At 45.6% G+C, this 26,033-nt stretch carries 23 protein-coding genes, 3 tRNA genes and 3 pseudogenes; 12 read left to right on the top strand and 17 right to left on the bottom strand.

Translation table 11 applies throughout. The features are described from left to right. Positions 1–42: 42 nt before the first annotated feature. The 3 genes from C3V43_RS13845 (at position 43) to C3V43_RS13835 (ending at position 2,151) form a co-directional block, all read left to right on the top strand. A complete protein-coding gene (locus C3V43_RS13845; RefSeq protein ID WP_106070255.1) occupies positions 43–942 on the top strand; it encodes a DMT family transporter in 900 nt (299 codons plus the stop codon). Between the two features lie 10 nt (positions 943–952). Beyond that, a complete protein-coding gene (locus C3V43_RS13840; RefSeq protein ID WP_106070254.1) occupies positions 953–1,420 on the top strand; it encodes a GAF domain-containing protein in 468 nt (155 codons plus the stop codon). 83 nt (positions 1,421–1,503) lie between these two features. Continuing rightward, positions 1,504–2,151 carry a DUF3256 family protein gene (locus tag C3V43_RS13835; RefSeq protein WP_106070615.1) on the top strand — a complete coding sequence of 216 codons (648 nt, stop codon included), beginning with the start codon at positions 1,504–1,506 and terminating at the stop codon, positions 2,149–2,151. Here C3V43_RS13835 and C3V43_RS13830 read toward each other — a convergent pair. The 5 genes from C3V43_RS13830 to C3V43_RS13805 form a co-directional block, all read right to left on the bottom strand. Then, positions 2,138–3,028 (bottom strand): YitT family protein, encoded by an 891-nt coding sequence (locus C3V43_RS13830; RefSeq protein WP_106070253.1) that lies wholly within the window; start codon positions 3,026–3,028, stop codon positions 2,138–2,140. The genes C3V43_RS13835 and C3V43_RS13830 overlap by 14 nt on opposite strands. A gap of 299 nt (positions 3,029–3,327) precedes the next feature. Beyond that, positions 3,328–3,400: transfer RNA gene (locus C3V43_RS13820), tRNA-Gly, on the bottom strand. Positions 3,401–3,413: 13 nt separating this feature from the next. Continuing rightward, positions 3,414–3,496, bottom strand: a tRNA-Tyr gene (locus C3V43_RS13815). A 73-nt stretch (positions 3,497–3,569) separates the two neighbouring features. Beyond that, on the bottom strand, positions 3,570–4,064 hold the full coding sequence (ribH, locus tag C3V43_RS13810) for a 6,7-dimethyl-8-ribityllumazine synthase (protein WP_106070251.1): 495 nt from the start codon (positions 4,062–4,064) through the stop codon (positions 3,570–3,572). Between the two features lie 156 nt (positions 4,065–4,220). Then, entirely contained in the window at positions 4,221–4,904 is a 684-nt protein-coding gene (locus tag C3V43_RS13805; RefSeq protein ID WP_106070250.1) for a tetratricopeptide repeat protein, read from the bottom strand. A gap of 548 nt (positions 4,905–5,452) precedes the next feature. Here C3V43_RS13805 and recF point away from each other — a divergent pair. From recF to C3V43_RS13790, 3 genes are all read left to right on the top strand, one after another. Then, the gene (gene recF, locus C3V43_RS13800) at positions 5,453–6,568 is read left to right on the top strand and encodes a DNA replication/repair protein RecF (protein ID WP_106070249.1); all 1,116 of its coding nucleotides are present in this window, start codon (positions 5,453–5,455) and stop codon (positions 6,566–6,568) included. Then, positions 6,565–6,855: a DciA family protein gene (locus C3V43_RS13795; protein WP_106070248.1), complete on the top strand. Its 291-nt coding sequence runs from the start codon at positions 6,565–6,567 to the stop codon at positions 6,853–6,855. Before recF ends, C3V43_RS13795 begins: the two co-directional genes overlap by 4 nt. 83 nt (positions 6,856–6,938) lie before the next feature. Continuing rightward, the gene (locus C3V43_RS13790) at positions 6,939–7,994 is read left to right on the top strand and encodes an IS5 family transposase (protein ID WP_106068887.1); all 1,056 of its coding nucleotides are present in this window, start codon (positions 6,939–6,941) and stop codon (positions 7,992–7,994) included. A 125-nt stretch (positions 7,995–8,119) separates the two neighbouring features. Here the strand turns inward: C3V43_RS13790 and C3V43_RS13785 are convergent. Together C3V43_RS13785 and C3V43_RS13780 are read right to left on the bottom strand one after the other, a co-directional pair. Next, a pseudogene (locus C3V43_RS13785) lies at positions 8,120–8,622 on the bottom strand (hypothetical protein); the annotation flags it as partial. A gap of 4 nt (positions 8,623–8,626) precedes the next feature. After that, positions 8,627–10,180: pseudogene (locus C3V43_RS13780) on the bottom strand (ATP-binding protein). Positions 10,181–10,320: 140 nt separating this feature from the next. Here C3V43_RS13780 and C3V43_RS13775 point away from each other — a divergent pair. Together C3V43_RS13775 and C3V43_RS13770 are read left to right on the top strand one after the other, a co-directional pair. Continuing rightward, entirely contained in the window at positions 10,321–11,217 is an 897-nt protein-coding gene (locus C3V43_RS13775) for an IS5 family transposase (protein ID WP_106070247.1), read from the top strand. Positions 11,218–11,365: 148 nt separating this feature from the next. Next, positions 11,366–11,971: a DUF4372 domain-containing protein gene (locus tag C3V43_RS13770; protein WP_235655860.1), complete on the top strand. Its 606-nt coding sequence runs from the start codon at positions 11,366–11,368 to the stop codon at positions 11,969–11,971. On the opposite strand, the pseudogene C3V43_RS13765 reads toward C3V43_RS13770, so the two are convergent. The 7 genes and pseudogenes from C3V43_RS13765 to C3V43_RS13730 form a co-directional block, all read right to left on the bottom strand. Continuing rightward, positions 11,963–12,148: pseudogene (locus C3V43_RS13765) on the bottom strand (transposase); the annotation flags it as partial. The gene C3V43_RS13770 and the pseudogene C3V43_RS13765 sit on opposite strands and share 9 nt — an antisense overlap. Positions 12,149–12,151: 3 nt before the next feature. Beyond that, positions 12,152–12,757, bottom strand: a complete 606-nt coding sequence (locus tag C3V43_RS13760; protein WP_004302103.1) for a master DNA invertase Mpi family serine-type recombinase — start codon at positions 12,755–12,757, stop codon at positions 12,152–12,154. A gap of 154 nt (positions 12,758–12,911) precedes the next feature. Then, positions 12,912–14,075 (bottom strand): IS4 family transposase, encoded by a 1,164-nt coding sequence (locus tag C3V43_RS13755; protein WP_106070614.1) that lies wholly within the window; start codon positions 14,073–14,075, stop codon positions 12,912–12,914. A gap of 94 nt (positions 14,076–14,169) precedes the next feature. Further along, entirely contained in the window at positions 14,170–14,721 is a 552-nt protein-coding gene (locus C3V43_RS13750; protein WP_106070246.1) for a helix-turn-helix domain-containing protein, read from the bottom strand. Between the two features lie 207 nt (positions 14,722–14,928). Further along, positions 14,929–16,593: an IS1182 family transposase gene (locus C3V43_RS13740; protein ID WP_106068183.1), complete on the bottom strand. Its 1,665-nt coding sequence runs from the start codon at positions 16,591–16,593 to the stop codon at positions 14,929–14,931. A 152-nt stretch (positions 16,594–16,745) separates the two neighbouring features. Further along, positions 16,746–18,653 (bottom strand): molecular chaperone DnaK, encoded by a 1,908-nt coding sequence (dnaK, locus tag C3V43_RS13735; RefSeq protein WP_106070244.1) that lies wholly within the window; start codon positions 18,651–18,653, stop codon positions 16,746–16,748. 191 nt (positions 18,654–18,844) lie between these two features. Next, a complete protein-coding gene (locus C3V43_RS13730; RefSeq protein WP_106070613.1) occupies positions 18,845–19,342 on the bottom strand; it encodes an META domain-containing protein in 498 nt (165 codons plus the stop codon). A 226-nt stretch (positions 19,343–19,568) separates the two neighbouring features. On the opposite strand from C3V43_RS13730, the gene C3V43_RS13725 reads away from it, so the two are divergent. The 4 genes from C3V43_RS13725 to C3V43_RS13710 all read left to right on the top strand — a co-directional run bounded on the left by C3V43_RS13725 (position 19,569) and on the right by C3V43_RS13710 (position 22,473). Continuing rightward, complete coding sequence (locus tag C3V43_RS13725; protein ID WP_106070243.1) at positions 19,569–20,762, top strand: saccharopine dehydrogenase family protein; 1,194 nt, start codon at positions 19,569–19,571, stop codon at positions 20,760–20,762. Between the two features lie 12 nt (positions 20,763–20,774). Next, the gene (gene bcp / locus C3V43_RS13720; RefSeq protein ID WP_106070242.1) at positions 20,775–21,221 is read left to right on the top strand and encodes a thioredoxin-dependent thiol peroxidase; all 447 of its coding nucleotides are present in this window, start codon (positions 20,775–20,777) and stop codon (positions 21,219–21,221) included. A gap of 17 nt (positions 21,222–21,238) precedes the next feature. Next, positions 21,239–22,279, top strand: a complete 1,041-nt coding sequence (gene recA / locus C3V43_RS13715) for a recombinase RecA (protein ID WP_106070241.1) — start codon at positions 21,239–21,241, stop codon at positions 22,277–22,279. Positions 22,280–22,399: 120 nt separating this feature from the next. Continuing rightward, positions 22,400–22,473, top strand: a tRNA-Arg gene (locus tag C3V43_RS13710). A 253-nt stretch (positions 22,474–22,726) separates the two neighbouring features. On the opposite strand, the gene C3V43_RS13705 is transcribed toward C3V43_RS13710, so the two are convergent. Genes C3V43_RS13705 through C3V43_RS13695 form a run of 3 tightly spaced genes read right to left on the bottom strand, consistent with a single transcriptional unit; the run spans position 22,727 to position 26,015 of the window. Further along, on the bottom strand, positions 22,727–23,755 hold the full coding sequence (locus tag C3V43_RS13705) for an iron ABC transporter permease (protein WP_106070240.1): 1,029 nt from the start codon (positions 23,753–23,755) through the stop codon (positions 22,727–22,729). Further along, complete coding sequence (locus C3V43_RS13700) at positions 23,748–24,884, bottom strand: ABC transporter substrate-binding protein (RefSeq protein WP_106070239.1); 1,137 nt, start codon at positions 24,882–24,884, stop codon at positions 23,748–23,750. Before C3V43_RS13700 ends, C3V43_RS13705 begins: the two co-directional genes overlap by 8 nt. A 6-nt stretch (positions 24,885–24,890) precedes the next feature. Then, positions 24,891–26,015, bottom strand: a complete 1,125-nt coding sequence (locus C3V43_RS13695; protein WP_106070238.1) for a YncE family protein — start codon at positions 26,013–26,015, stop codon at positions 24,891–24,893. Positions 26,016–26,033: the final 18 nt, after the last annotated feature.

The following is a 26,033-nucleotide window of genomic DNA, read 5'->3' as shown; positions in this document are numbered from 1 at the left end:
CGTGGTTAGTGTATTGTAAATCATTAAATTGTAAATAAACCGATGTGGTTATTGCTTGCCTTTCTCTCGGCGGCTTTGCTGGGATTTTATGATGCTTTCAAAAAGAAGTCGCTTCGCGACAATGCCGTGTTGCCGGTACTGTTCCTGAATACGATATTCTCAAGTCTTGTCTTTCTTCCCTTTATCCTGATTTCGGCCTTTGCTCCTGCCGTGCTTGAAGGTACGATGTTCAATGTCCCCGTGGCGGGATGGGAAGTGCACAAGCTCATCGTGATAAAATCGTTCATTGTGCTTTCTTCTTGGATATTCGGCTATTTCGGAATGAAACATTTGCCGTTGACCATCGTGGGACCCATAAACGCCACCCGTCCGGTGATGGTGCTTGTCGGCGCCATGCTGGTGTTTGGCGAGCGGCTGAACCTTTATCAATGGATCGGGGTGATGCTTGCAGTGCTCTCCTTCTTCATGCTGAGCCGTTCGGGCAAGAAAGAAGGCATCGACTTCAGGCACAATAAGTGGATTCTTTTTATTGTGCTTGCTGCTGTGACGGGTGCTGTCAGCGGATTATATGACAAATATCTGATGAAGCACCTCAATCCGATGTTGGTTCAGTCTTGGTACAATGTCTATCAGGTATTTATCATGTGTCCCGTCATCCTGTTGCTGTGGTATCCCCGGCGAAAGGATAGTACCCCGTTTCGTTGGGAGTGGACGATTATCTGCATTTCCATCTTTCTTTGTGCGGCAGATTTTGTTTATTTTTATGCCCTGAGCTACGAAGATTCCATGATTTCCATCGTCTCCATGGTTCGTCGCGGCAGCGTGGTGGTTTCTTTCCTTTTCGGTGCGCTTTTCTTCCGTGAAAAGAATTTAAAAAGTAAGGCTGTCGACCTCATTTTAGTGCTGATTGGAATGTTCTTCCTATATTTGGGGAGTAAATAAGTAAACAAAGATGGCAGAAGACTTGTATATAGATAATGGAAGTAAGGAGGAAAAGTATCGCACTTTGCTTCCGCAGATAAAGAGCTTGGTGTCGGGTGAAGACGACCTTATAGCCAATTTGGCCAATGTATCGGCCGCTTTGAAAGAGACTTTTCGTTTCTTCTGGGTAGGTTTTTACTTGGCGAAGGGCGATGAATTGGTGTTAGGACCTTTTCAAGGACCGATAGCCTGCACGCGCATCAGGAAAGGACGCGGAGTGTGTGGCACGGCTTGGGAGAGGAAAGAAACGTTGGTGGTGCCCGATGTCGACGCCTTTCCCGGACACATTGCTTGCAGTTCTTTATCCCGTTCCGAAATAGTTGTTCTTCTTAAGAGAGAAGACACCGTATGGGGTGTACTTGATATTGACAGTGAACGTACGGATAGCTTTGATGAAACAGATGCCCGTTTCCTTGAAGAGATAGGTTCCCTGCTTTGAGCCCACACGCAACCTGAAAAGAGTGTCGGAGGAAAAACCGGTTGTGACCGTGTAGTACAATGAAATAATAAGATATTTGAATGATGAAAAAGAGGTTAAGTGTTTTTATATGTCTGTTTTTCCTTGGATTTGTTTCCTTGCAGGCTCAAGAAGCCAAAGTCTTTTTTAAAAACATGCCCGACTCCTTGTGTCCGTTGCTTTCTGCCGTGAACCGCGCAGACTTTATAGATTTTCTGGAAAGCAAGATGAAGGCCGAAGTCACCAATCGTTTCGGTAGTAAATCGGAGATGACGGCACTTTCTTCCGATTATATCAAAGTGAAGATGACCTCGCAAAGCTCTTGGGAGATGAAACTTCTGCCTATGGACGACGGTACGAAGATTATTTGTGCGGTTTCCACCGTGTGTGCTCCGGCTTGCGACAGTCATATCAGGTTTTATTCTACCGAATGGCGAGAATTGCCGACTTTGTCTTTTCTGCCGCAACTGCCCGGCATGGAGGATTTTGTTTCCGAGGCTTCGGACACAGTGGATATTTATAGCTATCAGGCAGCCCGGCGTCAAGCCGATATGCTGTTGTTGAAAGCTGATCTTTCTGCCGAAGATGTTACACTTACGTTTACGTTCGCCACAAAGGACTACATGAATAAGGAGGCGGCAGAGAAACTGAATCCGTTTGTTCGCTCCTCCATCGTGTATCGTTGGAAGAAAGAGCGTTTCATTTTACCTTGATAGTGTCGAATCCTTTTCCATACACTCCTATGACCGCACTTTGCGAGACGAAAGCATTGGGGTCTATGTCTTTTATCAGTCGGAAAATAATGACGGACTCCCGTTTCTTGGCAAGGATGAAGAGCATTTTTACTTCACGTCCGGTATAGAATCCCGAAGCATTGATGACCGTCGCTCCCCGGTGCGGATGTATGCTGATGTGTCTGGCTATCTCTTCATATTTATCGCTGATGATAAAGAACTGCACGGATTGGCGGGCGCTGTTCACCACCTGATCCACAACGAAACTGCATATATACAAGGTGACATAGCCATACACCACCTTCTCCCAATCGCGCAACACAAAGTAGCTGGAAGAGATAATGATGAGGTCGCATATCAATATCACCTTTCCCAAGGTTATATCCCGGTATTTGTTGATGATGGCGGCGATGATATCCGTACCGCCTGTACTGCCATTGTAGGAAAAAGCAATGCCGACCCCTCCTCCACAGAAAGATGCCCCGATGACACATGCCATGAAAGGTTGGTCGTGGAGAAGATTTGTGCCTGCCACTAACTTTTGGATGATTGTAAGGAAGAAAGTCAGCGTGAAGACGGCAAATATGGTCTTGATGCTGAATTTCCATCCCATGATGTATATGGAAAGCAAAAGCAAGATAAAATTGATGCTGAAGTAACTGTATTGCACGGGCAATCCGGTTGCAAAATAGATGATGGATGCAATGCCGGGTACGCCGCCGGTAGTGATGTCGTTGGGAAGCAAGAACACCGTCCATCCTATATCGTACATAATCATGCCCAAAGTTATCATCAAATAATCCTTCAGCTCACGCATGGTGTTCTGTTGGAAGGGGATGCTTGCTATCTTTTTCATACTCTTATGGTGGCTAACTAACTTTCTGTCTATTTATACTCATCCATTCTTTAAAATTATTGCAAAAATATTCATTTATGTCGGAAAACGAAATAATTTCCGACTAAACAATTTGCGCTTTCTCCTTATTCTTGGCTATTTAACTTTTCAGATGCTCTTTAAGTTTATAGAGTGGTTAGAAAGAGTTCTGTTTGGTTGAATTCCCGGTTTAACTTATCCACTTCAATCAACCTCTTCCATCGTATTATTAAAAACAAAAATCAGATAGAAATCTTTCGATAACTATCTGATTTTCAGAGAGCGGAAGACGGGACTCAAACCCGCGACCCTCAGCTTGGAAGGCTAATGCTCTATCAACTGAGCTACTTCCGCATTATTTTTTTTGTGGGCAAAGATGGATTCGAACCACCGAAGGCGTAAGCCAGCAGATTTACAGTCTGCCCCATTTGGCCACTCTGGTATTTGCCCTTTTGCTTTTAAGATTCTATCTCAATTCTCTCATTGAGTAGGTTTGTTTCTCAATTGCGGTGCAAAGATACTACTATTTTTGGAAACTCCAAGCAAAATCTATCATTTTTATTGCAGTAATTGCGCATTCATCGCCCTTGTTGCCTAATTTTCCACCGCATCGAGCTTCGGCCTGCTCCATGGTATTGGTCGTGATTAATCCGTAAATCACCGGTATGTCACAGGTTGCGTTCAATTGGGCAATACCTTGGGTAGCACCCATGCAAACATAGTCGAAGTGTGGAGTATCTCCTCTGACCACACAGCCAAGTGCAATTACGGCGTCTACTTCGCTATATTCGATAAATTGGTTGGCGCCGTATATCAGCTCGAAGCTGCCGGGAACCATCTTTACCAATATATTTTCATCTTTTACGCCATGTTTCTTCAAAGTATCTATTGCTCCTTTTAAAAGGGCGCCTGTAATGTTATGGTTCCATTCGGATACAACGATGCCGAATTTCATGTTTTCCGCATTAGGCACGGAGTTGAAGTCGTAGTCTGAAAGGTTGTGGAAAGCTGTTGCCATAGTTGTTTAAAAAATTAATGATTAGAGAATGGAGGAGAATGAATGTGCTTTGAATGAGAAAAAAGAGGCACGGACTACACGAACTCCACGGCAATTGTACTATTCCGTGCTTTCCGTGTGATCCGTGCCTGAAATATCAGTTTACTGAAAAGTGTATTATTTCTTCATCAATTTGGCTTGCTCGATATATCTGTCGATATCCATGGCTTGGTATGAGCGGAAGTATTTCTCTTTAATAGTGGTGTAGGCCTTGATGGCGTCGTCATACTTGCCTTGTTTTACCAGAATTTCCCCCGCTTGCAGCAGATAGATAGGGCTAAGTGAGTTGTTGTCGGCTTTGTCGGCTGCCTTCAACAGCATGGAAGCGGCTTTGTCCATTTGGCCGAGTTGTGCATAACAATTGCCCATGGCTCCTATCATGGCCGGAGCTACCATCAGGTCGTTTCCGTCGAAGCTGTCCAATGCTTTCACCGCTTCATCGTATTGGCCGAGTTGTGCATAGCAGATACCCATATAGGCTTTTGCAAGGTTGGCGGCTTTTGTGCCGCTGTATTGGTCGGCTATTTTTATGAAACCGGCATAACCGATGCTGTCGCCGTTCAATGCTTGTGTATAAGCATCCGCTTCAAAATATTCCTGTCCTTTGAATAGGGCAGCCTGTGCTTTTTCTTCACGGGGAGCCGCATAAAGATTTTTATACATCACCACACCCGCAACAACGATGATAACTGCTGCTACAGCACCGATGATTGCTTTCTTGTTCTTAATGAAAAAAGCCTCCGATTGTGTCAGTGCGTCTTCCACGTTTAAGGCGTCATTCGTTTTTTTCTGTTCTGCCATTTCTATGTATTTTTTTTGTTATTATTCTGAAAAGAGCTGTTTCGACCCGCAAAAGTAAGTTTTTTATGTCTATCAACGAAATTTAGCGGCATCTTTTTTTAGTATGTATCTCAAAATTTACAAAAACCTGAGTCCGGGGGCAGGCGGTTGCTTTCGCTAAAGACGAGGGGCTGCATCCTGTCGGGAGGATATTTCCTGAATGCACCGGTTTGCAGCGATTGGTCAGAAGATAAGAGCGCCTTTTTACGCCGGCCTCCCTCCCCCTGCTTTGACAACTGCAATCCTTTGTCGTGACAGAGGCAAGTGTTCAAGCTGACAGACACAAGTCTCTGACAGGGTAGTGGTAAGCGTCTGATAAACAAGGAGATTTGGCTTTAAGACTCAAGCCTTCGGGTGAGGCTCTCGACCGGCTTCTTATCCCGGATTCAGGTTGCAAAACCCTTTTGTTTTTTATAAAGCTAAGTTTAAATTCCGCTTAAAAACAGATACACTTATTTTGTACAGCTTTGGGATTACGCTATCTTTGCAGTTGAACTCATCATCACCCTATGATACTGAAACGCATATCGATACTTAATTATAAAAACTTGGAGGAGGTGGAGCTGGCTTTTTCTCCTAAGTTGAACAGCTTTTTCGGACAGAACGGAATGGGGAAAACCAATCTGCTTGATGCTATCTACTTCCTGTCGTTTTGCAAGAGTGCCGGTAATCCCATCGACTCCCAGAACATCCGTCATGATGCGGACTTTTTCGTTATTCAAGGATTTTATGAAGGGAGCGACGGCACGCCGGAAGAGATTTATTGCGGCATGAAGCGCAGCCGGAAGAAACAGTTCAAGCGGAACAAGAAAGAATACACCCGTCTGTCGGATCATATCGGTTTTTTGCCTTTGGTCATGGTGTCTCCGGCTGATGCTGGGTTGATAGGGGGGGGCAGTGACGAGCGTCGTCGTTTCATGGATGTGGTTATCTCGCAGTACGACAAAGAATATCTTGAAGCATTGATACGCTACAACAAAGCGTTGGCCCAACGAAACACGCTGCTGAAAAGCGAACAGCCGGTAGAGGAGGAACTGTTTCTTGTATGGGAAGAGATGATGGCGCAAGCCGGTGAAGTGGTTTTCAAGAAACGGGAGGCATTTATTCGGGAGTTTATTCCTATTTTCCAGTCTTTTCATTCATTCATTTCTCAAGATAAGGAGCGGGTAGGGCTGACTTATGATTCGCATGCCCGTGATGCCTCCTTGTTGCAGGTGTTGAAAGATAGCCGCACGCGCGACCAAATAGTGGGATACTCATTGCGCGGTGTGCATAAGGACGAATTGAGTATGTTTCTGGGAGATTTTCCAATCAAGCGGGAAGGTTCGCAAGGACAGAACAAGACTTATTTGGTTGCCCTGAAGCTGGCACAGTTCGATTTCTTGAAGCGCACCGGTACGACCGAGCCTTTGTTGTTGCTGGACGACATCTTCGACAAACTGGATGCTTCGCGTATGGAGCAAATCATCAAGCTGGTTGCCGGCGACAACTTCGGACAGATATTCATAACGGACACCAACCGTGAACATCTAGACCGCATTCTGCATAAGGTAGGCAGCGATTACCGGATGTTTAGTGTAGATAAGGGCGCAGTGTCCGAAATGAAGAGGGAGGAAGATGTATGAAGCGGAACAATGCCGAGCAGATAGGTGTGCTTATCCGCAACTTTCTAAGGCAGGAGAGTCTGGATTCGCCACTCAACGAACAACGGCTCATCAATGCGTGGGCGGAGGTGCTGGGGAGTGCCGTAGCCTCTTATACCCGCGAACTTTACATCAAGAACCAAGTGCTTTATGTGCACCTCACGTCGGCAGCTCTCCGTCAGGAGTTGATGATGGGGCGTGAATTGCTGGTGCGCAATCTGAACCATCATGTGGGGGCACAAGTCATCACCAATATCATCTTCCGATAAAGCCGGCAATCAAAATCTGAGACCTCTGCAAAACTCATTGTTCAAGATTTGTTCATTTCATCATATTTTTGTAGCTTTATAGTATGAAACAACGTCCTTCTTCTCGGAGTTTTGCTGACCTAATAGTTGGTCATCGTAAGGTTAAACAGACCTTTTTCTTTCAAATCGATCAGATAATCGACTGGAATCCCATTCGTGGACTTATTGAAATTGCTTACACCAAAGGCAACCGTCCCACCGGTCGTCCAAGCTATGACAGCCTTGTGTTGTTCAAGACCGAACTTCTTGGTACATGGTATGGCTTGAGTGACGGCGAGGTCGAAGAGCAGGTAAATGACCGTCTGTCCTTCAGTGGCTTTGTCGGTTTAGGCTTGGGTGACTGCGCTCCAGATAGTACAACTGTATGCCGTTTCCGTAACATTTTGGTTGAAGCCGACCTTTACGACAATGTTCTGCAAGAGATAAATCGCCAGTTAGAGTTGGCTGGTGTTTTGGTTAAGCGTGGTGCTATCGTTGATGCAAGTATCACGGATAGTCCCGGTCGGCCTCGCGGCCGTAAGGAATACGAAGTAGTTGAGGATCGCAATGAGGAATCAGGCGGGGATGTAGCAGAAAACGCAGTGGTTAAAGAGATCGTCAAGCCCAATGTTGATGGTGAAGCACGTTGGGTAAAGAAGATGGGGCAGCTACACTTCGGTTACAAGCGACATTCGGTTACAGATGAGAACGGTTTGGTGATAGCCGAGGAAACCACACCGGCTAACGAAAGTGACATCAAACATTTGGAAAAGCCATTAGAAAAAGCTAAACTTCCACAAGGTACACCTGTTTATGCCGACAAGGGTTATGATTCTACAGCAAACAGGGATGTACTTAAACGTATGAAGCTCAAGAGTCGTATCATGTACAAAGGAGTAAGGGGACGTAAGCTAACGGAAAGAGAGCAGCGTGTTAATGTAGCAATCAGCAAGACACGGTACAAAGTGGAACGTACCTTTGGATCTATTCACAGATGGTTTCATGGTGGGATAGCCAGATATGTAGGTTTAGCTAAGACTCACGCACAACACATCATGGAGGCTATTGCCTACAATTTATATCGAACTCCAGGGATAATTGTGGCTAATTCTCTCCAATAAGAGGAGAGTATGAGATGAAATAGAGCATATACAGCCTAAAAATCAAAAATATAGACTGCAGGTGAGCCAATATTGCTCAAAAACAAGAATGATAGAGAATGGGGTAAGGTTTTGCAGAGGTCTCGTTGTATGACTATTGAAGGAGTTACTATTAGGTCATGTTCTGCAAATGCGTAAGCGCTTGCAAGAATGGATTTCTGTTCTTCTTCAGTGAACATTTTGATTTTTTCAGCCAACCATTCAAGTTCTTCTCTTTGAAGTGCTTGTTGTTTTTCATTTTGGTGTTCCAGTAAAATAGATACTTTTTCTTGTTCTTTTTCGGTCAATGCATTTTCCAATGCTTGATTCTTCCGTTTAAGAACGTTGAATTTCAGCAATGCTGCAATGTACATACAGAAATATCCTACTGCAATATCGAATATTAGGACAAGCAGATAATTGTTGCTTGAATTTTGGGTATTTCCAGCCATATACTCACTGATAGGAATGACGGCTAATAGCATGATGATGGCTATTACATAAAGCACCCTATATCGCGTTTATGGCTTACCTGCGGCAAGGAGGCAAACAAAAAGGCGATAATCAAAACGGCAATTATTGCACAGAGTGATATGAAAGATGTTCCCATAGGTTTATTGTTCTATTTGAGGACTAATTACAATGCGCCAATAGCCAGTCTTATCCGAACCTTCATGAGCCAAAATTCCCATATCCCTAAGGTTCTTGATGTTTTTCTCTATAGCGCGTTTAGTTACACCAACCTTGTTAGCCATATTATCGGCTGTGATTGATGGGTCAGAAATAACGAGGTCGATTATCTTTTGTGCAGTTTTACTGACTTTCTTAGGTATTTCCGATGTGTCTCCGAACATTTTTGCATTTACACCGAACTTTTTCACCGAACTTTTGCTGTTTACACCGAACATTTTTGCATTTACACCGAACTTTTCGACCGAACTTTCTTCGTTTATAGGGTACTTTTCGAGGGTGCTATTTACCCTGTTAGCCACTTCCTCAACAGGTATTCTTCCGTTATCACCCCAGTTTAGATTATAAAAAGTGGTGAAGAAAGAAGTTGCTTCCGTCTGATATTGCGGTTCTTTTCCTTGCAGGAAGTTGGGTAGTTTTTCTGTAAGCTCTCGCATTTTACGCAAACCGGAACCACGTTTCTCCATATAGTCCAATTGTGTAAATACATCTGCAATGACAGGATTACGACGCATGGACGGCACTTTGTATATATCACGGTCTTGGATTTGTGTACCATCAAGCATCGCACCGGGTGATACCAATTCTACTCGGTCGTCATAGATATCAATATGTACTTCACCACCCATTACAGTATAATCTCTATGGATAAGATGGTTTACTAACCCTTCAAAGATAGCACGGTCTGAATAGTCGGGGAGGTTCAAGCGATAGTTCGGCATCTTCACCCATCCGCTCATGGTGTAGTTCTTAATGAAGTCCATGCCATATTTCAAAAGCAATACAAGATTTGCTCGATGTTCTACGGAACTGATGGCATCGTCTTTATATAGTCCCGTCCAACGGGTACAGAAAATACGTGATTGGAATACGGTACAATTATCCACAAACAGCAATCCGGCATTGGTTAGTTTACCGTCAGATGCGACCAGTCCAAATGATTCCAAATACTTATCGTTCCATTCCTGATGGGTTTGCTCACGGAATGTATTGGCAAGAATGATGAAAGAGTGCTTGTCTGCATCCACTTGTGTAGGCAACGAATCCCAAGTCATGTGCGTGCCCTTTAATACTAACGAAAGAAGTTGTTGCGAATTGCACTCTACACTTTCATTACCGACTCTTGTATAAGCTGTACGTGTTCCGTCTTGATAATAATAATAAGGTGTCAGCGTTCCTGCCTTTACTTTCACTTCAAGCAGGGTACGTCCTTCGTGTTCAATCGGAATAAGCTGTACGTCCGGTACAGGATCAAGTCTTGCTTTTATCATTTCACTGATAAAGTCGGCATCTGCTTGCGGATTCTCCAAACCTACAATCACTCCGTCATCGTTTACTCCATAGAATAAACTGCCACCGTTCGTATTGGCAAAAGCCGATACGGATTTAAGCCATGATTATACTTTCTTTCGTTCAAGCATTTCCTTGAAATCGTAAGACGAGCATTCAGCTATCAATGTATTGTTATGAATTTGCATCGTTTTCTTTTTGTTGTTTGGGTATAAAGCCCGATTTTATATACAAAGGTAAGGATAAAACCGAATATTCTGTTAAAATCGCCCCATTGATTTGATTATTATGTGTTTATATTCTGAAGTGATTTAAACTAATTGATCAAATGATAAACAGCGTACTAATAGCTAAAATTGTTATATTATGGGTGAGCAAACTCATTCATAACAACATCCCCATGTACGCTTTGTTGGACAAAGATACAATAAAAAGTGAAATATTGCCTCATTTATGTGTGGGCAAACGTGGTTTCGTAACTCAAAGTAGTCTTGTTGAAATCGTAAATGCCATTCTTTATAAACTGAAAACAGGGTGTCAGTGGAAATATTTACCTGTAGATTCCCTGTTCAGTGACAAGGTTCTGACCTATGGTGGGGTATTCCATCATTATAACAAATGGAGTAAAAAAGGTGAATGGAAGTCTCTTTGGCTTCATCTTTTGAATAAGCACCGTACAAAGTTTGATATGTCAAGTGTAGACCTTGACGGAAGTCATACGGTAGCTATGCGTGGTGGAGAGGAGGTTGGTTATCAGGGTAGAAAAAAGCGCAAGACAACCAACGCTCTTTATATTACAGACCGGCAAGGCATACCGGTTATCATGTCTTCGCCTAAAAGCGGCGAACATCATGATACTCATGACATAAAAAACGTAATCCGCTCCATGATGCATGACCTTGGGATTGCAAAAGTCAGAACAGATGGTCTTTTCTTGAATGCGGATGCCGGATTTGACTGTAAAGCTCTTCGAAGTGTACTTGGCTGTCATGGAGTAGTCGCCAATATCTGCATCAATAAAAGAAACGGGACTCCCAATAATACCGTTGTGGACGAACTGTTGTATGCTGAACGTTATGCCATTGAGAGGACCAATGCATGGATGGACAGTTACAGGACTATTTTAAATCGATTTGAAACAACGGTTAGGAATTGCGAATCATGGAACTATATTGCATTTATGGTAATTCTGCTAAGGAAATATTTGAGAAAAAGAAAAGTTTAAATCACTTCTCTATTTAAAATGATAAAATCCATACACTACTGTCCCGTAAAAGTGGATAAATAGTTCTTTGAAATTATTGAAATATAGTCAATTACACGTTTTTTGAAATGAAACGGACTTGATTTTGCAACTTTGCAGTCTAATACAAATGGCTGCTATGTTCCAAGACAAATACGTATTCTCTCAATTAACCGCTTTTCTGAACAGGACTCAGTTCAACAACTATGTTCGCAAGTATGATGGCAACCGATATGTGAAACATTTCACTTGCTGGAATCAGATGCTCGCGATGATGTTTGGACAACTGAGTAACCGTGAGAGCCTGCGAGACTTAATCGTTGCTTTCGAGGCGCATAGGGCCAAGCAATATCATCTTGGGTTAGGTCGTGAACCGATAGCCAAGACAACTCTTGCGACAGCCAACCAGAACCGTGATTACAGAATTTTTGAAGAATTTGCATTCTATATGATGAAAGAAGCCTGCGAGAAGCGGACGACCAACATCCTTGACATTTCCGGAAAGAAATATGCGTTTGATTCAACAACGATTCCGTTATGTCTTGCAACATTCCCATGGGCAAAGTTCCGAAGCAAGAAAGGAGGAGTGAAAGCTCATGTCTTATACGACATTGAAGCACAAGTTCCTGCCTTCTATACTGTAACCACTGCATCAAAGCACGATTCTACAGCAATGTCTTCAATCCATTATGAGCCAAATGCTTATTATAACGTGAGTTCGACGAATTTAGAATAAGGCAAGCTGCGTGTCTATTTTCCTTTGTACATTGATACACGGTTTTTTCGGAAATAAGCAATATGCAGCAATGGCTCCCAGAAGGTTAACGATGAAGTTATCAAAGCATCTATGTCTGGAGTGCTCTACCTGAGCAATGTTCTTAAGCTCATCATTCACCGTTTCAATAATCGCTCGGTTTCATTCCGTCAAAAACTGTTTTATAAAACGGTCAAGCGTATTTCTATCAACTTTACATAATTTTGAAATTTTACGCTTAGAGACTTTTGCCTTTAAAAGTTCATGGATAAGATTTTCTTTTCCATGAAGTTTGTATTTTTCTACAGAACTTTTTCTTCCCTTTGGTCGTCCCAGCGTCACACCTTCAGCTTTTTTTCTTGCCAAAGCCTCCTTCGTGCGCTGGCTAATAAGATTACGTTCAATCTCAGCAGATAGTCCAAAAGCAAAGGCAAGAACCTTACTTTGGATATCATCACCAAGACGATAGTTGTCTTTTATAGTCCACACACGACATTCTTTGGTCATACAAATATTTAATATCTCCATAATCATGAACAGATTTCTTCCCAAGCGTGATAATTCTGCACAGATAATGAGATCATCTTTCTGAATCTGTAGCAAAAGCCTACCCAATTCACGTTTATTGTATGATTTCATACCACTAATGGTTTCCTCAATCCAACCATCAATTACAAGTTTATAACGTTCACAGAAATTATTAATTTCAAAACGCTGATTCTCTACTGTCTGCTTATCGCTGCTTACTCTAATGTATCCGTAAATCATAATTCTCATTTTTTTATTATTTATACTTTCCCATAATAACAAGAAAAATCCTTTTAGCCATATTTATAAAGATATAAAAGAATAAATTCTTAATAAGCAGTATTTTTATATGTAATAGCATTAGTGTCCCGTTAAAATGGGACGAGTTAAACAATTAATCAAATAGCCCCGGAATCAGGGGTTCATTTAGATCTTTGACATCATTGAAATTAGTCTTGTCGAACAGGTCACGCAAGTGGGTTTTGTCAGTCAATGATATGCTGAGAATCTGCAAAACTTCATAGGTTGAGCGTTTCAACTTCATATCATGTTGGACAATAGCCACAAGACAGTATGTGATAATAGCCACACTGATTTGTATGCGAACAGGGTTCTCTGTTGTGCCCCAGAATTTCTTTATCTTGAGATGCTGCTTGAGCCATTTGAAGAACAGCTCGATCAACCATCTTTTCTTATAAAGATTGGCGACATCCAGTGCAGAAAGTTGTTTCGCATTCGTCAAAAAAGTGAACTCACGGTCATCTTCTTCATCGTGATATCGGACGAGTCTGAATGACTCAGGATATTTCTTCTCGGAGAGATATCCGGTCAGTTTCACTTCCGCATCTGTCATTATGTGCTTTGGTATTCTTCGCTTCCATTTGACTGTCTTATACTTTAAGTTCGTCTTGGCTCTGACAACAAAGAAAGAGTCTGTAAGATGTATCCTATAGAGTTCTTTAAAGGAGTCATAAGCCCTGTCGAATATATAATAAGCATTTGGCTCATAATGGATTGAAGACATTGCTGTAGAATCGTGCTTTGATGCAGTGGTTACAGTATAGAAGGCAGGAACTTGTGCTTCAATGTCGTATAAGACATGAGCTTTCACTCCTCCTTTCTTGCTTCGGAACTTTGCCCATGGGAATGTTGCAAGACATAACGGAATCGTTGTTGAATCAAACGCATATTTCTTTCCGGAAATGTCAAGGATGTTGGTCGTCCGCTTCTCGCAGGCTTCTTTCATCATATAGAATGCAAATTCTTCAAAAATTCTGTAATCACGGTTCTGGTTGGCTGTCGCAAGAGTTGTCTTGGCTATCGGTTCACGACCTAACCCAAGATGATATTGCTTGGCCCTATGCGCCTCGAAAGAAACGATTAAGTCTCGCAGGCTCTCACGGTTACTCAGTTGTCCAAACATCATCGCGAGCATCTGATTCCAGCAAGTGAAATGTTTCACATATCGGTTGCCATCATACTTGCGAACATAGTTGTTGAACTGAGTCCTGTTCAGAAAAGCGGTTAATTGAGAGAATACGTATTTGTCTTGGAACATAGCAGCCATTTGTATTAGACTGCAAAGTTGCAAAATCAAGTCCGTTTCATTTCAAAAAACGTGTAATTGACTATATTTCAATAATTTCAAAGAACTATTTATCCACTTTTACGGGACAGTAGTGAATTTCAGATTTGGGAACATAAACATAGTTACCGATTTGGCGTGTAGGAATAGAATGACGACGTATGTGCTTAAATACACTGCTGTCATTGATATGGAACTTCTTTGCGATCTCTCTGATGGTGTAACAATCTTTGGGTTCAAAGGACAATGCCTCCTTTTTTCTCTTTCTACTCCCTGCCTTTGTTTTGAAGTGTTCATCCATATACTGCCGACTAAGGCGTATCAGACGCTGACCAAAATTGTATGACGGTATCAAGCCTTGCCGTATCATACGATAAAGAACGTCTTTACTAATTCCGTAAATCAGCATAGCTTCCTTTACGGTTAGATACCCCTTACTGGATGGTATTCGTCTAATCAGTGCTTGGCGTATCGCTTCTTTCTCTTTTGCGATTTGTCTTTTCTTATACGCCCTCTTGGAACAAGCAGGGCAACAATACTTCGACACTAATGTCGGAGGAGTAAAGATTTTACCGCACTCCTCGCAACTTCTTTGAATGATGTAATTTCCTCTTGGCATATTCTTCTCGTTTTAAATGGTTTATATCAATTTAAGTTGTACCTTATCGCCAAATAAGACGTGTCGCAAACATGTCGCAAATAAGAGATAAAAAAGCCCATAGAAAACACATAGCAACCATGAACCCCATAAACGCAAAAAGAGGGTGTGTCAAAATAGACACATCCTCTTTTTTTGTTTTTTCGCGTCTTCCCTGCTCGATTTCCCTTATGCCGCAATCAACTCTGTTTTTCTTCCATGACGGCCTCCATTGGGCCGGAAAAGGCGTATCAGGACACAAATCAAGGCTGTAAATGCGTCTGACAGCCCCGATATCCCCCCCTTGAGCATCTTTGCGCACATTTTCTTGATGTTGAAGGCCATGGCGAAGAAGGCAAAGTCCATCAAAACCTTGTCTTTTCCAAAGTGCCGGAAGCGTCGGTATGCCATATCGAACTTCATCTGTCCGAAGACGGCTTCAGGTTCAATGCACCGCCGTCCCCTGTGCCTGATGCCTTCCCGGGAAGTGAGCCTTTCCCGTGCCTTTCCCTTGTATTCGTTCAGCCTGTGGTTGACCTCCATGATGCGTCTGTCCGTCCTTGCCCCGTAGCATCTGCATCTGAGCGGGCATCCTTTGCAGTTCTGCGCCCGGTAGCGTGCGCTTTCGGTGAGGTATCCGCCTGCGGTCTTTCCACGGGTTGTCCCGACGCGCTCCATGTGCTGCCCCATGGGACAGACGTAATAATCCTCCTCCTTATTATAGTACAGGCTGTCCTGATGGAACGGGGCCGGTGTATAATGTGGACGCTGTTCCATGTGGAAACGGTTGTACTTGACGTATGCCTCCACGCCGGCATCCTCCATGAAACGGTAGTTCTCCTCCGAGCCGTACCCCGAGTCGGCAACGGCGGTGGAAGGATGACGGTGATAGCGCCGGAAGAAAGAATCCATAAAGGGGATAAACGTGAGCGTGTCGGTGGGATTGGGAAACAGGGCAAAGTCGGTGATGAACTGGTTCTCCGTCGCTATCTGGAGATTATAGCCGGGCTTGGTCTGCCCGTTGTTCATGGCATCCTCTTTCATGTGCATGAACGTGGCGTCAGGGTCTGTCTTGGACATGGAATTGCGACTGCCAATCTGTTCAAGACGGCTGTCATACTCCTGCAGTTTCTCACGGTACTTATCCAGTTCCTTTATCTGTTTCTCCTTTTTCTTGCACTGTGCTTTCTCTTCTTTGGTGGTAGCGGCAGGGGGCGTGGCAAGGGCTTCTCTAAGTTCGGCAGACAGTTCGCTCAATGTTGCGGGCGTGAACTCCACATGCTCTTTCTCCGAGGATTTCTCTTGCGCAATGGTATCATCGACCTGCTGCAGGAGGATGCGTATCTTCTCTATCAGTTTAGTGCGATTCTTTTCTATTGTCCTGCGCCATACAAAAGTGTATTTGTTGGCTTTTGACTCTATCTTCGTACCATCGATATATTCCACATCGAGCGTTACAAAGCCACGCTCCGCGAGCAGAAGAACCAACCGGGTAAATACATTGTTGAGTTCGTCCTTGACACGATTACGGAATCGGTTGATAGTAATAAAATCAGGTTTCTCATATCCTGCAAGCCAAATGAAGTGTATGTCACGCAGGAGCAATTGCTCTATCTTGCGGCAAGAATAGATATTATTCATATAGGCATAGAGGATAACCTTGAGCATCATCTTCGGGTGGTATGGACTACGACCGCTTTCCTTGTAGAGCTTGCGGAAATTATCCAAATTAAGACCGTCAACAATGGCGTTGACCATGCGGACAGGGTCGTTCTCCGCAATATTTTCATCAAGCCGTTGTGGAAAAAGCACCGTTTGGTTGCAAGTGTAAGGGCGAAAGTGTAACTTTGACATAACGTAATTTTGTATGCCTAAAGTTACAAAAACTTTAGGAAATAGCAAAGCCCTGGCTTGAGAAAGTCGGGGCTTTGTGCAAAAAAAGAGGATGTGTCTATTTTGACACACCCTCTTTTGCTTATTGTTTATTGTCTGTTTCCTTATCGGAATCATTTGACCTCCTCAAAATCCACATCCTGCACATTATCTCCGTGCTTGTTACCATCCTGTGCACCGCCGTTTTGTCCGGCATTCATGTCAGAACCGGTTTGCGCACCGCTTTGAGCATACATTTCAGCACTTGCGGCCTGGAAAGCGGTGTTTAGTTCTGTCATGGCAGAATCAATAGCAGCCAAATCCTGAGACTTGTGAGCATCTTTCAGTTTCTGCAGAGCGGCCTCAATAGGAGCTTTCTTGTCAGCAGGCAACTTATCGCCCAAATCCTTCAGCTGATTTTCTGTAGTGAAAATCATGGAGTCTGCCTGATTCAGCTTATCGATCTTTTCACGTTCTTTCTTGTCCGCTTCGGCATTAGCTTCCGCCTCTGCCTTCATCTTTTCGATTTCCTCCTTGCTCAAGCCGCTGGAAGCTTCAATGCGGATGGCTTGTTCTTTACCGGTGGCTTTATCCTTGGCCGAAACCTTCAAGATACCGTTGGCGTCGATGTCGAATGTAACCTCAATTTGAGGAACACCGCGACGGGCAGGAGCAATACCGGTCAAGTTAAACTGACCGATTGATTTATTCTGCGAAGCCATCGGACGCTCTCCCTGCAATACGTGGATAGTCACCTCTGTCTGATTATCGGCCGCAGTAGAGAATGTTTCACTTTTCTTACACGGAATAGTCGTGTTGGCATCGATCAGCTTAGTCATCACACCACCCATCGTTTCAATACCCATAGACAGCGGAGTGACATCCAGCAATACCACACCCTTGATTTCATCTGTCAGAACTGCACCTTGAACAGCCGCACCCACAGCTACCACTTCGTCCGGATTAACACCCTTGGAGGGAACTTTGCCGAAGAATTCTTCTACCAGCTTCTGCACGGCAGGAATACGCGAAGAACCACCTACAAGGATTACCTCGTCAATATCCGCATTGTTCAAACCTGCATCGCTCATGGCTTTCTTACAGGGTTCCAAACAAGCTTGAATCAGGCTATGGGCCAAAGCTTCGAACTTGGCGCGAGTCAGCGTCTTCACCAAATGTTTGGGCACACCACCCACCGGCATGATATAAGGCAGGTTGATTTCAGTGCTGGTAGAAGAAGAGAGTTCTATTTTCGCTTTCTCGGCAGCTTCCTTCAAACGTTGCATAGCCATCGGATCTTGCGTCAGATCGGCGCCCTCGTCATTCTTGAATTCCTGAACCAGCCAGTCGATAATCACCTGATCGAAGTCGTCACCGCCAAGATGAGTGTCACCATTAGTTGACAGCACCTCAAATACGCCGCCACCGAATTCAAGGATAGAGATATCGAACGTACCGCCACCAAGGTCGAATACAGCCACCTTCATGTCCTTATGGGATTTGTCGATGCCATAGGCAAGGGCTGCGGCAGTAGGCTCGTTCACAATACGTTTCACTTCAAGACCTGCAATCTGGCCGGCTTCTTTCGTAGCCTGGCGTTGAGAGTCAGAGAAATAAGCAGGAACGGTAATAACTGCTTCCGTAACTTCCTGTCCCAGATAATCCTCGGCAGTCTTCTTCATTTTCTGCAGAATCATGGCCGAGATTTCTTGCGGAGTATACAGACGTCCATCAATATCTACACGCGGAGTGTTATTGTCTCCTTTCACCACTTTATATGGCATGCGAGATATTTCTTTCTGCACCTGTTCCCAGTTCTCACCCATGAAACGTTTGATTGAGAATACAGTCTTTGTCGGGTTGGTGATGGCCTGACGCTTGGCAGGGTCGCCAATTTTACGTTCACCACCGTCTACAAATGCCACTACCGAAGGAGTGGTTCGCTTGCCTTCACTGTTTGCGATTACCACCGGCTCGTTACCTTCGAAAACGGAAACACAAGAGTTTGTTGTTCCTAAGTCAATACCAATAATTTTTCCCATGATTGTTTTATTTTATTTGTTATTATTCATTGTTAGCCGTCCACCACATCGGCAGACGCCAATCCAAAAACAAATGCCGTGCCAAAGCATGTAAAGGCAACCACAATCGGGAAGTGACAGAACTTGCTGTCAAATTGTCAGAAACCGCATGCTCTTTTCTGCCTAAATAGTCTTTTTACTCCGGTTCTTGTTCAGAAACCAGCTTCCGCCATGCCTTCAAAATGCAGAACGGGAGGCAGTTCTTTGCCTGAAAGCTTAGGCTTCTTCTGTAATACGATTACGGCATGTCCGGAAGAACCGAACAGCCCCATATTTTTCATATCCAGCTGTCTATACCTTCTCACTCTGCCCAAAGCAGCCAGCACCTTCTGTTCCACTGCCATATCGGGACATGCCATGCGAGTATTTCCCAACGCATGCAGATGCAAAACTCCCGGTTTGGCCTTCACATCAAACGTGCCTGTGAGGCTGTTGCAACCACTGTTGCCGTACATCATGCCGGTCTTTGTGCGAAAGCTGATGTAAGGATACGATTGTCCCGGAGCAGGAACCATTGCCGTACCGTCCACTTCGATGATATACCATTCACCGTCGATAGACGAAATCTCAGTCGCGTTTTTAGTCGAAGCACAGGACGATACTCCCACCAAGGCAGCTGCCATACAGATAGATAAAATCAATTTTTTCATTATTCCTTTCAGTGTGTTCAAATTAATCCTCCTTTAGAAAACCAAAGCGGAGAGACAAATATAACGTAAAGCTTTTATTCCCACAAATCCGGCGCTTAAAAGAAAGCTTAAAAGGATATTAGGGAAAATAAAGCCGCTTCATAATGATTTTATGAGAATTAACCCTTATATTTGCTCTCCGTTATTTTCACAAACAAGATATAATATAAAAATAAGTAGTAAAGAAATGGGTAAAGTTCTTATTATCGGTGCGGGCGGTGTAGGTACCGTTGTTGCGCACAAAGTGGCTCAGAATCCTGATGTTTTTACAGAAGTCATGATAGCCAGCCGAACCAAGTCCAAGTGCGACGCCGTTGTCAAAGCCATCGGAAACCCAGCCATCCAGACCGCTCAAGTAGATGCAGACTGTGTGGATGAACTTGTAGCGCTTTTCAATCGTTTCAAACCCGAAATTGTCATAAACGTGGCTCTCCCCTACCAGGATCTTACCATCATGGAAGCATGCCTGAAGAGTGGCGTCAACTATCTGGACACGGCCAATTACGAGCCGAAAGATGTGGCCCACTTTGAATATAGCTGGCAATGGGCTTATAAGAAACGTTTCGCAGAAGCCGGACTTACCGCCATTCTCGGTTGCGGTTTCGACCCGGGTGTGAGCGGCATTTATACGGCTTACGCAGCCAAGCATCACTTCGACCGGATCGAGTATCTGGATATCGTGGATTGCAATGCAGGCAACCATCACAAAGCATTTGCCACCAACTTCAATCCGGAAATCAACATCCGCGAAATCACTCAAAACGGACGTTATTATGAAAACGGCCAATGGGTGACTACCCGTCCGCTTGAAATTCATAAAGACCTCACTTATCCCAATATAGGTCCGCGCGACTCTTATCTGCTTTATCACGAAGAGCTGGAGTCGCTGGTCAAGAATTTCCCCACCATCAAGCGTGCGCGCTTCTGGATGACGTTCGGTCAGGAGTATCTGACGCACCTGCGTGTAATCCAGAACATCGGCATGGCGCGTATCGACGAGGTGGAATACAACGGAACCAAGATTGTTCCGTTGCAGTTCCTCAAAGCCGTACTTCCCAATCCGCAGGACTTGGGCGAGAACTACGAAGGCGAGACCTCCATCGGTTGCCGCATCCGCGGACTGAAAGACGGTAAGGAGCGCACCTATTATGTATACAACAACTGCAACCATCAGGAAGCCTATAAAGAGACCGGCATGCAGGGTGTAAGCTATACCACCGGCGTACCTGCCATGATTGGAGCAATGATGTTCCTCAAAGGTCTTTGGAAAAGACCGGGAGTATGGAATGTGGAAGAATTCGACCCGGATCCTTTCATGGAACAACTCAACAAGCAGGGATTGCCCTGGCACGAGATTTTCGACGGAGATTTGGAAGTTTAATAACGAAAGGCCATGAACATAGGAGACAAAGCCCCCGACATATTGGGTATCAATGAGAAAGGCGAAGAAATACGCCTGAGCAATTATAAGGGAAAGAAAATCGTACTTTATTTCTACCCCAAAGACATGACGTCGGGGTGCACCGCACAAGCCTGCAACCTGCGCGACAATTACTGTGAGCTGCGCAAAGCCGGTTACGAGGTCATCGGCGTCAGTGTGGATGGCGAGAAGTCACACCAAAAGTTCATCGAAAAGTACGATCTCCCTTTCAGCCTGATTGCAGACACCGACAAGAAACTGGTGGAGCAATTCGGCGTATGGGGAGAGAAGAGCATGTACGGCCGCAAATACATGGGAACTTTCCGCACCACTTTTATCATCAATGAAGAAGGCGTTATAGAACGTATCATCACCCCTAAAGAGGTGAAGACCAAGGACCATTCCGCCCAGATTCTTTAAATCATAGCAAAAATTTTATGGCAAAAAAAGACGAACTTAATTTTGAAACAGAAAATGGCGCTGCAACACCTGCCGGGAAACTGAAAGCCTTGCAGGCTGCCATAGACAAGATAGAAAAAAGTTTTGGCAAAGGCTCCATCATGAAGATGGGCGACGAGAGCATCGAGCCGATAGAAGTAATCCCTACCGGCTCCATCGGACTGAACGTGGCACTCGGCGTAGGCGGTTATCCACGCGGACGCATCATCGAGATATACGGCCCGGAATCATCTGGTAAAACCACTCTGGCCATCCACGCCATCGCCGAAGCGCAGAAAATGGGAGGCATAGCCGCTTTCATCGACGCCGAGCATGCTTTCGACCGTTTTTATGCCACCAAATTAGGTGTGGACGTAGATAATCTGCTCATTTCACAGCCCGACAACGGCGAGCAGGCGTTGGACATTGCCGACCAGCTCATCCACTCCTCTGCCATCGACATCATCGTGATAGACTCCGTTGCCGCACTAACCCCAAAAGCCGAAATAGAAGGCGATATGGGCGAGAACAAGGTAGGACTTCAGGCGCGTCTCATGTCGCAAGCCTTGCGCAAACTCACGTCGGCTGTCAGCAAAACACGCACCACCTGCATCTTCATCAACCAACTACGCGAGAAAATAGGTGTAATGTTCGGCAACCCTGAAACCACGACAGGCGGTAACGCCTTGAAGTTCTACGCTTCCGTGCGCCTTGACATCCGTCCGGGGCAAGCCATCAAGAATGGTGAGGAGATTCTGGGCAAACAGACCAAGGTCAAAGTGGTGAAGAACAAAGTGGCCCCCCCGTTCCGTCGCGCAGAGTTCGACATCATGTTTGGCGAAGGCATTTCGCGTGCCGGCGAAATCATAGACCTGGGTGTGGAGATGGAGATTATCAAGAAAAGCGGTTCTTGGTTCAGCTACAACAACACCAAAATTGCTCAAGGGCGTGATGCAGCGAAACAAGTCATTCTCGACAATCCTGAATTGGCCGAAGAATTGGAAGGACTGATTTTTGCAGAACTCAAAAAGGAGAAATAACAAAATCCTCCCGGACATGCACGGCGCATCTCCGGGAGTTTTTTCATCCCGGTACATTTTTTTACTGCAAAATTTTGCAGTAATATCAAAAAACCGTACTTTTGCACCGCAATTAAGGATGGTTCCGTAGCTCAGCTGGATAGAGCAACGCCCTTCTAAGGCGTGGGTCAAGCGTTCGAATCGCTTCGGAATCACAACGAAAGGCAAGCAGTCGATAAAAAAGATGGCTTGCCTTTCGTCATTTTACCGGATAGCGATTTTGCAATCATTCCGGAAACCCGATTTACCCATAGCCCACGGACTATCAGGAAAATCCGTGTCCTGCATTCCCTCCTTCCACTATTCAGAGAGATTCAATGGAAAGGTTGTACAAGTGAAGAGTCACGCTTGTACAACTGTAAGGTGATACTTGTACAAGCGTAAAAGCAGAAGCTGCCTTCGGGCCTTTCAATTAAAATGTTGTGGATTTCTTTGACTAAGGATGACGTAAATGATGACCGGCGCTCCGATGATAGGCGTTACTGCATTCAGCGGAATAATGCCCGACTCGCCCGGAAGTACGCACACCAGGTTACAGACCAAAGCCACCGCCCCTCCGCTCAGGATGGTGACGGGCAGCAACGAATTATGGTTGGATGTCCCCAGAATCAGGCGGGCCACGTGCGGTACGGCCAGCCCGATGAAAGCCACCGGCCCGCAAAAGGCAGTGGTGACGGCGGTCAACAGTCCGGTGACAACCAGCAGCCAATTCCTCACCCTACGGATGTTCACACCCAGATTCTCCGCGTAGCGTTCGCCCAGTAGCAGTGCGTTCAACGGCTTTATCAGCAGCAACGAGGCAAACAAGCCCAGCAGAGTGATTGCGGCAAAGGCAGGCATCTGTTGCAAAGACACTCCGCCAAAGTTACCCATGCCCCATATCATGTAGGACTGCACCCCCTCGGCAGTAGCGAAGAAGTTGAGCAAGGCGATGGCCGAAGAGGCCATATACCCTATCATGATACCCGTTATCAGCAACATGATGTTGCTCTTCAGCAAAGTAGAGAAGAAAAGGATGAGCGCCATAATCAGCATAGCCCCCACAAACGCCCCTGCCAGCACGGAGAAGAATCCGGACAGACTGAATGTGCCTGCCGTGATGCTGCCTCCGAAGAACAGCATCACGAAAGCCACTCCCAGACTTGCTCCGGAATTAATACCCAAAATAGAGGGGCCGGCCAACGGGTTCTTGAAAGCTGTCTGCAACATCAGTCCGCAAACGGCAAGGGCACTGCCACACAGCAACGCCGTCAATGCCTGAGGCAACCGCGACTCCCATAGGATAAAAGCCCAGCCAGCCTTCACTCCTTCAGCCCCCCAAAGAATACGGAACACATCGGCCGGCGGAATCGAAACCGACCCCACCAGCAGATTCGCCAGAAAGAGCAGTACAATGATTGCTCCCAGGCCGATGCCGTATCTCCAACCTTTATTCATTCAGTTTGCAAAAATAGCGCAAACCGCCCAAATCTCCCATTTCAGGATGCAGAATTTGTATCAGGTCGGCCAGCAGATAGTCCGGACGGAAAGGCGTCTCTTCATAATACGGCACTTTCCCTGTGTTGCAGCCATAAATATTACGGGTCTTGAAAGCCTTAAAGCCTGTATATCCCATGAAGTCCATTTTCAGATCCGCATAGGTCATATCCCGTTCGCGGTTGTATTTGATGGTCCACACGTCCGCATTCCCTGCCTTGTCGAACACCGTCTCGAAGGCCAGAGGCACGGAACCGCTGTGCGTGTCGTCGGCAAAGGCATAATTCCCGCACGCGTCCCTGAAGAGGCCACCCATGGTGCTGCGTCCGCCCGGCACATACCAAGCCGTTCCGTTTTTCAATTCACTAACCACCGACAAACGCACCGACGAAAGTTCGGCACGCATCTTCAACTGCCGATAACAGCTGTCCACCTCGGCAAAAAGGCTGTCGGCTTGCGCCTTCCTGCCGAACAACAGACCGTAGAAACGCATCCACTCGGCACGCCCCATGGCAGAGGTCTCCATGTAGTCGGCACATTCGATGATGGGAATATTCAGCTTCTCTACACGTCCATAGCCGCCACTGTTCTCAAAAGGCGAGAGCAAGATGGCATCCGGATGCAGGTCGATGATTTTTTCCATATCCGGATTCATGCCGTCGCCGCAGTCCGCTATCGTCCCGTTGCGACATCCCTCCTGCACGGCCGGCAGTTTGATATACTTCAGGTCGCACACGCCGCCTATGCTGCCCCAAGCGCCCAGCTTGCCCACCAGCGCGCAATGCACCGACGAGTAGACCACCGCCTTCGAGAGTGGCGTGCGCACCACCGTCCCTTCGGGCAGATTCTCCGGCAAGGGATCGGCAGCAGGCACAAGCACATACGTATGCAGCGTTTTCAACGTATCCCACGGGTTTCGCAACGAAGCCACGGTATAACCCGGATAATCCACCAATACGAGGTTATCGGCATAGCGTAAAGCCACCGTGTCGCCTCCGGCAACCGCCGTAACACTCCTGCCCCTTGCGCCACAAGCCGCAAAGAGCCAAATGGCAGAGCATACAACAACCGATACGAAAAATCTTCTCATCCGTTTTTAGTTAAAGAAAACCGCCTTCTTAGGATTCTGACCACCGCAATCAAACTTCTCTACAAAGCTGCCGTCGCTTTTGAAACGATATACATTGCCGTTCGTCTTGCCGTGTCCGGTAGTGGCAATGTAGATATCACCGTTCTTCCCGTTCACCTCAATCATATACACCACTGCCGTATTCAACTCTTCCGGAACATTTTTCAAGAAAGAGGTCGCATTCATCTTCCCGGACTTCGCATCATAGGTAGCAAACGAATTGCGGGCGGAAACCTCCGGCCAGTGCGAGTAGTCCACTCTCGAATCCACCAGATAAAGCAGGTCGCCTTTCGCGGCCATGTGGGTAGCATAGCCCAGTTGCGACACCTTGTTTCCGTTTTTCGGCTCTATCATCTGCAACACATAGCTTTCGGCACTGTAATCCCACGAAATGAGATACACCCGGTCATCTTCCTCTGTCATCATGTTGGGATTCTGCGTCACGGTCAGCTTCTCTTTCAGGCTGAATGTGTTCAGATCTATCACGGCCACTTCCTTGTTATAAACATACTTGGAGTCCACAACCTTATACGAATCCGCCACATAGAGCATCCGCTCGCTTATGGCCACCCCCTCCAAGTTGCTTCCCACTCCGGTCAGTTTCTTCTCCACCTGCAACGTATTGGCATCGATTTTGGCCACCGTCCCTCCGTAAAACGAAGCATAGATATAGCCATCCTCGGCGGCAATGCTGCGGATACCGGCAGACAAGTCTGCGTCACCGACAAAAGACACCCGCTTCTGCACCACACCGGCAGCGTTCAGCTTCACCAGATAATTGGAACCATACACAGCCACATACAGACACTCTTCATACACTATCATGTCCTGTCCCACATCTCCCAACTGCGCATTGTTCTGCTTCTTGAAGATGTCGCTTATGGATGCGGCATCCCCGTTGGGGGCATAAAACATGATACCCGCATTGTTCTCCTTCTGCGTGCCCTCATTCAGGAAATAAGCACGCACCTGTGGCAGACTCACTGTCGAGCCGCTGTCGTCCAACACATCATCCTCGTCGCTACAAGAAACGAGCGAGGCACTTAACGCCAGCATACAAAGCATGCCGAATAGCAAACTTCTCACTTTCATAAATACCAGTCTTAAAAA

It is taken from the genome of Prevotella heparinolytica (assembly GCF_002998535.1).
GTDB lineage: Bacteria > Bacteroidota > Bacteroidia > Bacteroidales > Bacteroidaceae > Bacteroides > Bacteroides heparinolyticus.
Note: the sequence above shows the minus strand (reverse complement) of the source record. Positions and strands in the feature narration are given on the sequence as shown.

Bases quoted from the DNA above. Each gene is read 5' to 3' on its own strand.
- C3V43_RS13845 (WP_106070255.1), top strand. From the start codon at position 43: ATGTGGTTATTGCTTGCCTTTCTCTCGGCGGCTTTGCTGGGATTTTAT.
- C3V43_RS13840 (WP_106070254.1), top strand. From the start codon at position 953: ATGGCAGAAGACTTGTATATAGATAATGGAAGTAAGGAGGAAAAGTAT.
- C3V43_RS13835 (WP_106070615.1), top strand. From the start codon at position 1,504: ATGAAAAAGAGGTTAAGTGTTTTTATATGTCTGTTTTTCCTTGGATTT.
- C3V43_RS13830 (WP_106070253.1), bottom strand. From the start codon at position 3,028: ATGAAAAAGATAGCAAGCATCCCCTTCCAACAGAACACCATGCGTGAG.
- ribH (WP_106070251.1), bottom strand. From the start codon at position 4,064: ATGGCAACAGCTTTCCACAACCTTTCAGACTACGACTTCAACTCCGTG.
- C3V43_RS13805 (WP_106070250.1), bottom strand. From the start codon at position 4,904: ATGGCAGAACAGAAAAAAACGAATGACGCCTTAAACGTGGAAGACGCA.
- recF (WP_106070249.1), top strand. From the start codon at position 5,453: ATGATACTGAAACGCATATCGATACTTAATTATAAAAACTTGGAGGAG.
- C3V43_RS13795 (WP_106070248.1), top strand. From the start codon at position 6,565: ATGAAGCGGAACAATGCCGAGCAGATAGGTGTGCTTATCCGCAACTTT.
- C3V43_RS13790 (WP_106068887.1), top strand. From the start codon at position 6,939: ATGAAACAACGTCCTTCTTCTCGGAGTTTTGCTGACCTAATAGTTGGT.
- C3V43_RS13775 (WP_106070247.1), top strand. From the start codon at position 10,321: ATGATAAACAGCGTACTAATAGCTAAAATTGTTATATTATGGGTGAGC.
- C3V43_RS13770 (WP_235655860.1), top strand. From the start codon at position 11,366: ATGGCTGCTATGTTCCAAGACAAATACGTATTCTCTCAATTAACCGCT.
- C3V43_RS13760 (WP_004302103.1), bottom strand. From the start codon at position 12,757: ATGATTTACGGATACATTAGAGTAAGCAGCGATAAGCAGACAGTAGAG.
- C3V43_RS13755 (WP_106070614.1), bottom strand. From the start codon at position 14,075: ATGTTCCAAGACAAATACGTATTCTCTCAATTAACCGCTTTTCTGAAC.
- C3V43_RS13750 (WP_106070246.1), bottom strand. From the start codon at position 14,721: ATGCCAAGAGGAAATTACATCATTCAAAGAAGTTGCGAGGAGTGCGGT.
- C3V43_RS13740 (WP_106068183.1), bottom strand. From the start codon at position 16,593: ATGTCAAAGTTACACTTTCGCCCTTACACTTGCAACCAAACGGTGCTT.
- dnaK (WP_106070244.1), bottom strand. From the start codon at position 18,653: ATGGGAAAAATTATTGGTATTGACTTAGGAACAACAAACTCTTGTGTT.
- C3V43_RS13730 (WP_106070613.1), bottom strand. From the start codon at position 19,342: ATGAAAAAATTGATTTTATCTATCTGTATGGCAGCTGCCTTGGTGGGA.
- C3V43_RS13725 (WP_106070243.1), top strand. From the start codon at position 19,569: ATGGGTAAAGTTCTTATTATCGGTGCGGGCGGTGTAGGTACCGTTGTT.
- bcp (WP_106070242.1), top strand. From the start codon at position 20,775: ATGAACATAGGAGACAAAGCCCCCGACATATTGGGTATCAATGAGAAA.
- recA (WP_106070241.1), top strand. From the start codon at position 21,239: ATGGCAAAAAAAGACGAACTTAATTTTGAAACAGAAAATGGCGCTGCA.
- C3V43_RS13705 (WP_106070240.1), bottom strand. From the start codon at position 23,755: ATGAATAAAGGTTGGAGATACGGCATCGGCCTGGGAGCAATCATTGTA.
- C3V43_RS13700 (WP_106070239.1), bottom strand. From the start codon at position 24,884: ATGAGAAGATTTTTCGTATCGGTTGTTGTATGCTCTGCCATTTGGCTC.
- C3V43_RS13695 (WP_106070238.1), bottom strand. From the start codon at position 26,015: ATGAAAGTGAGAAGTTTGCTATTCGGCATGCTTTGTATGCTGGCGTTA.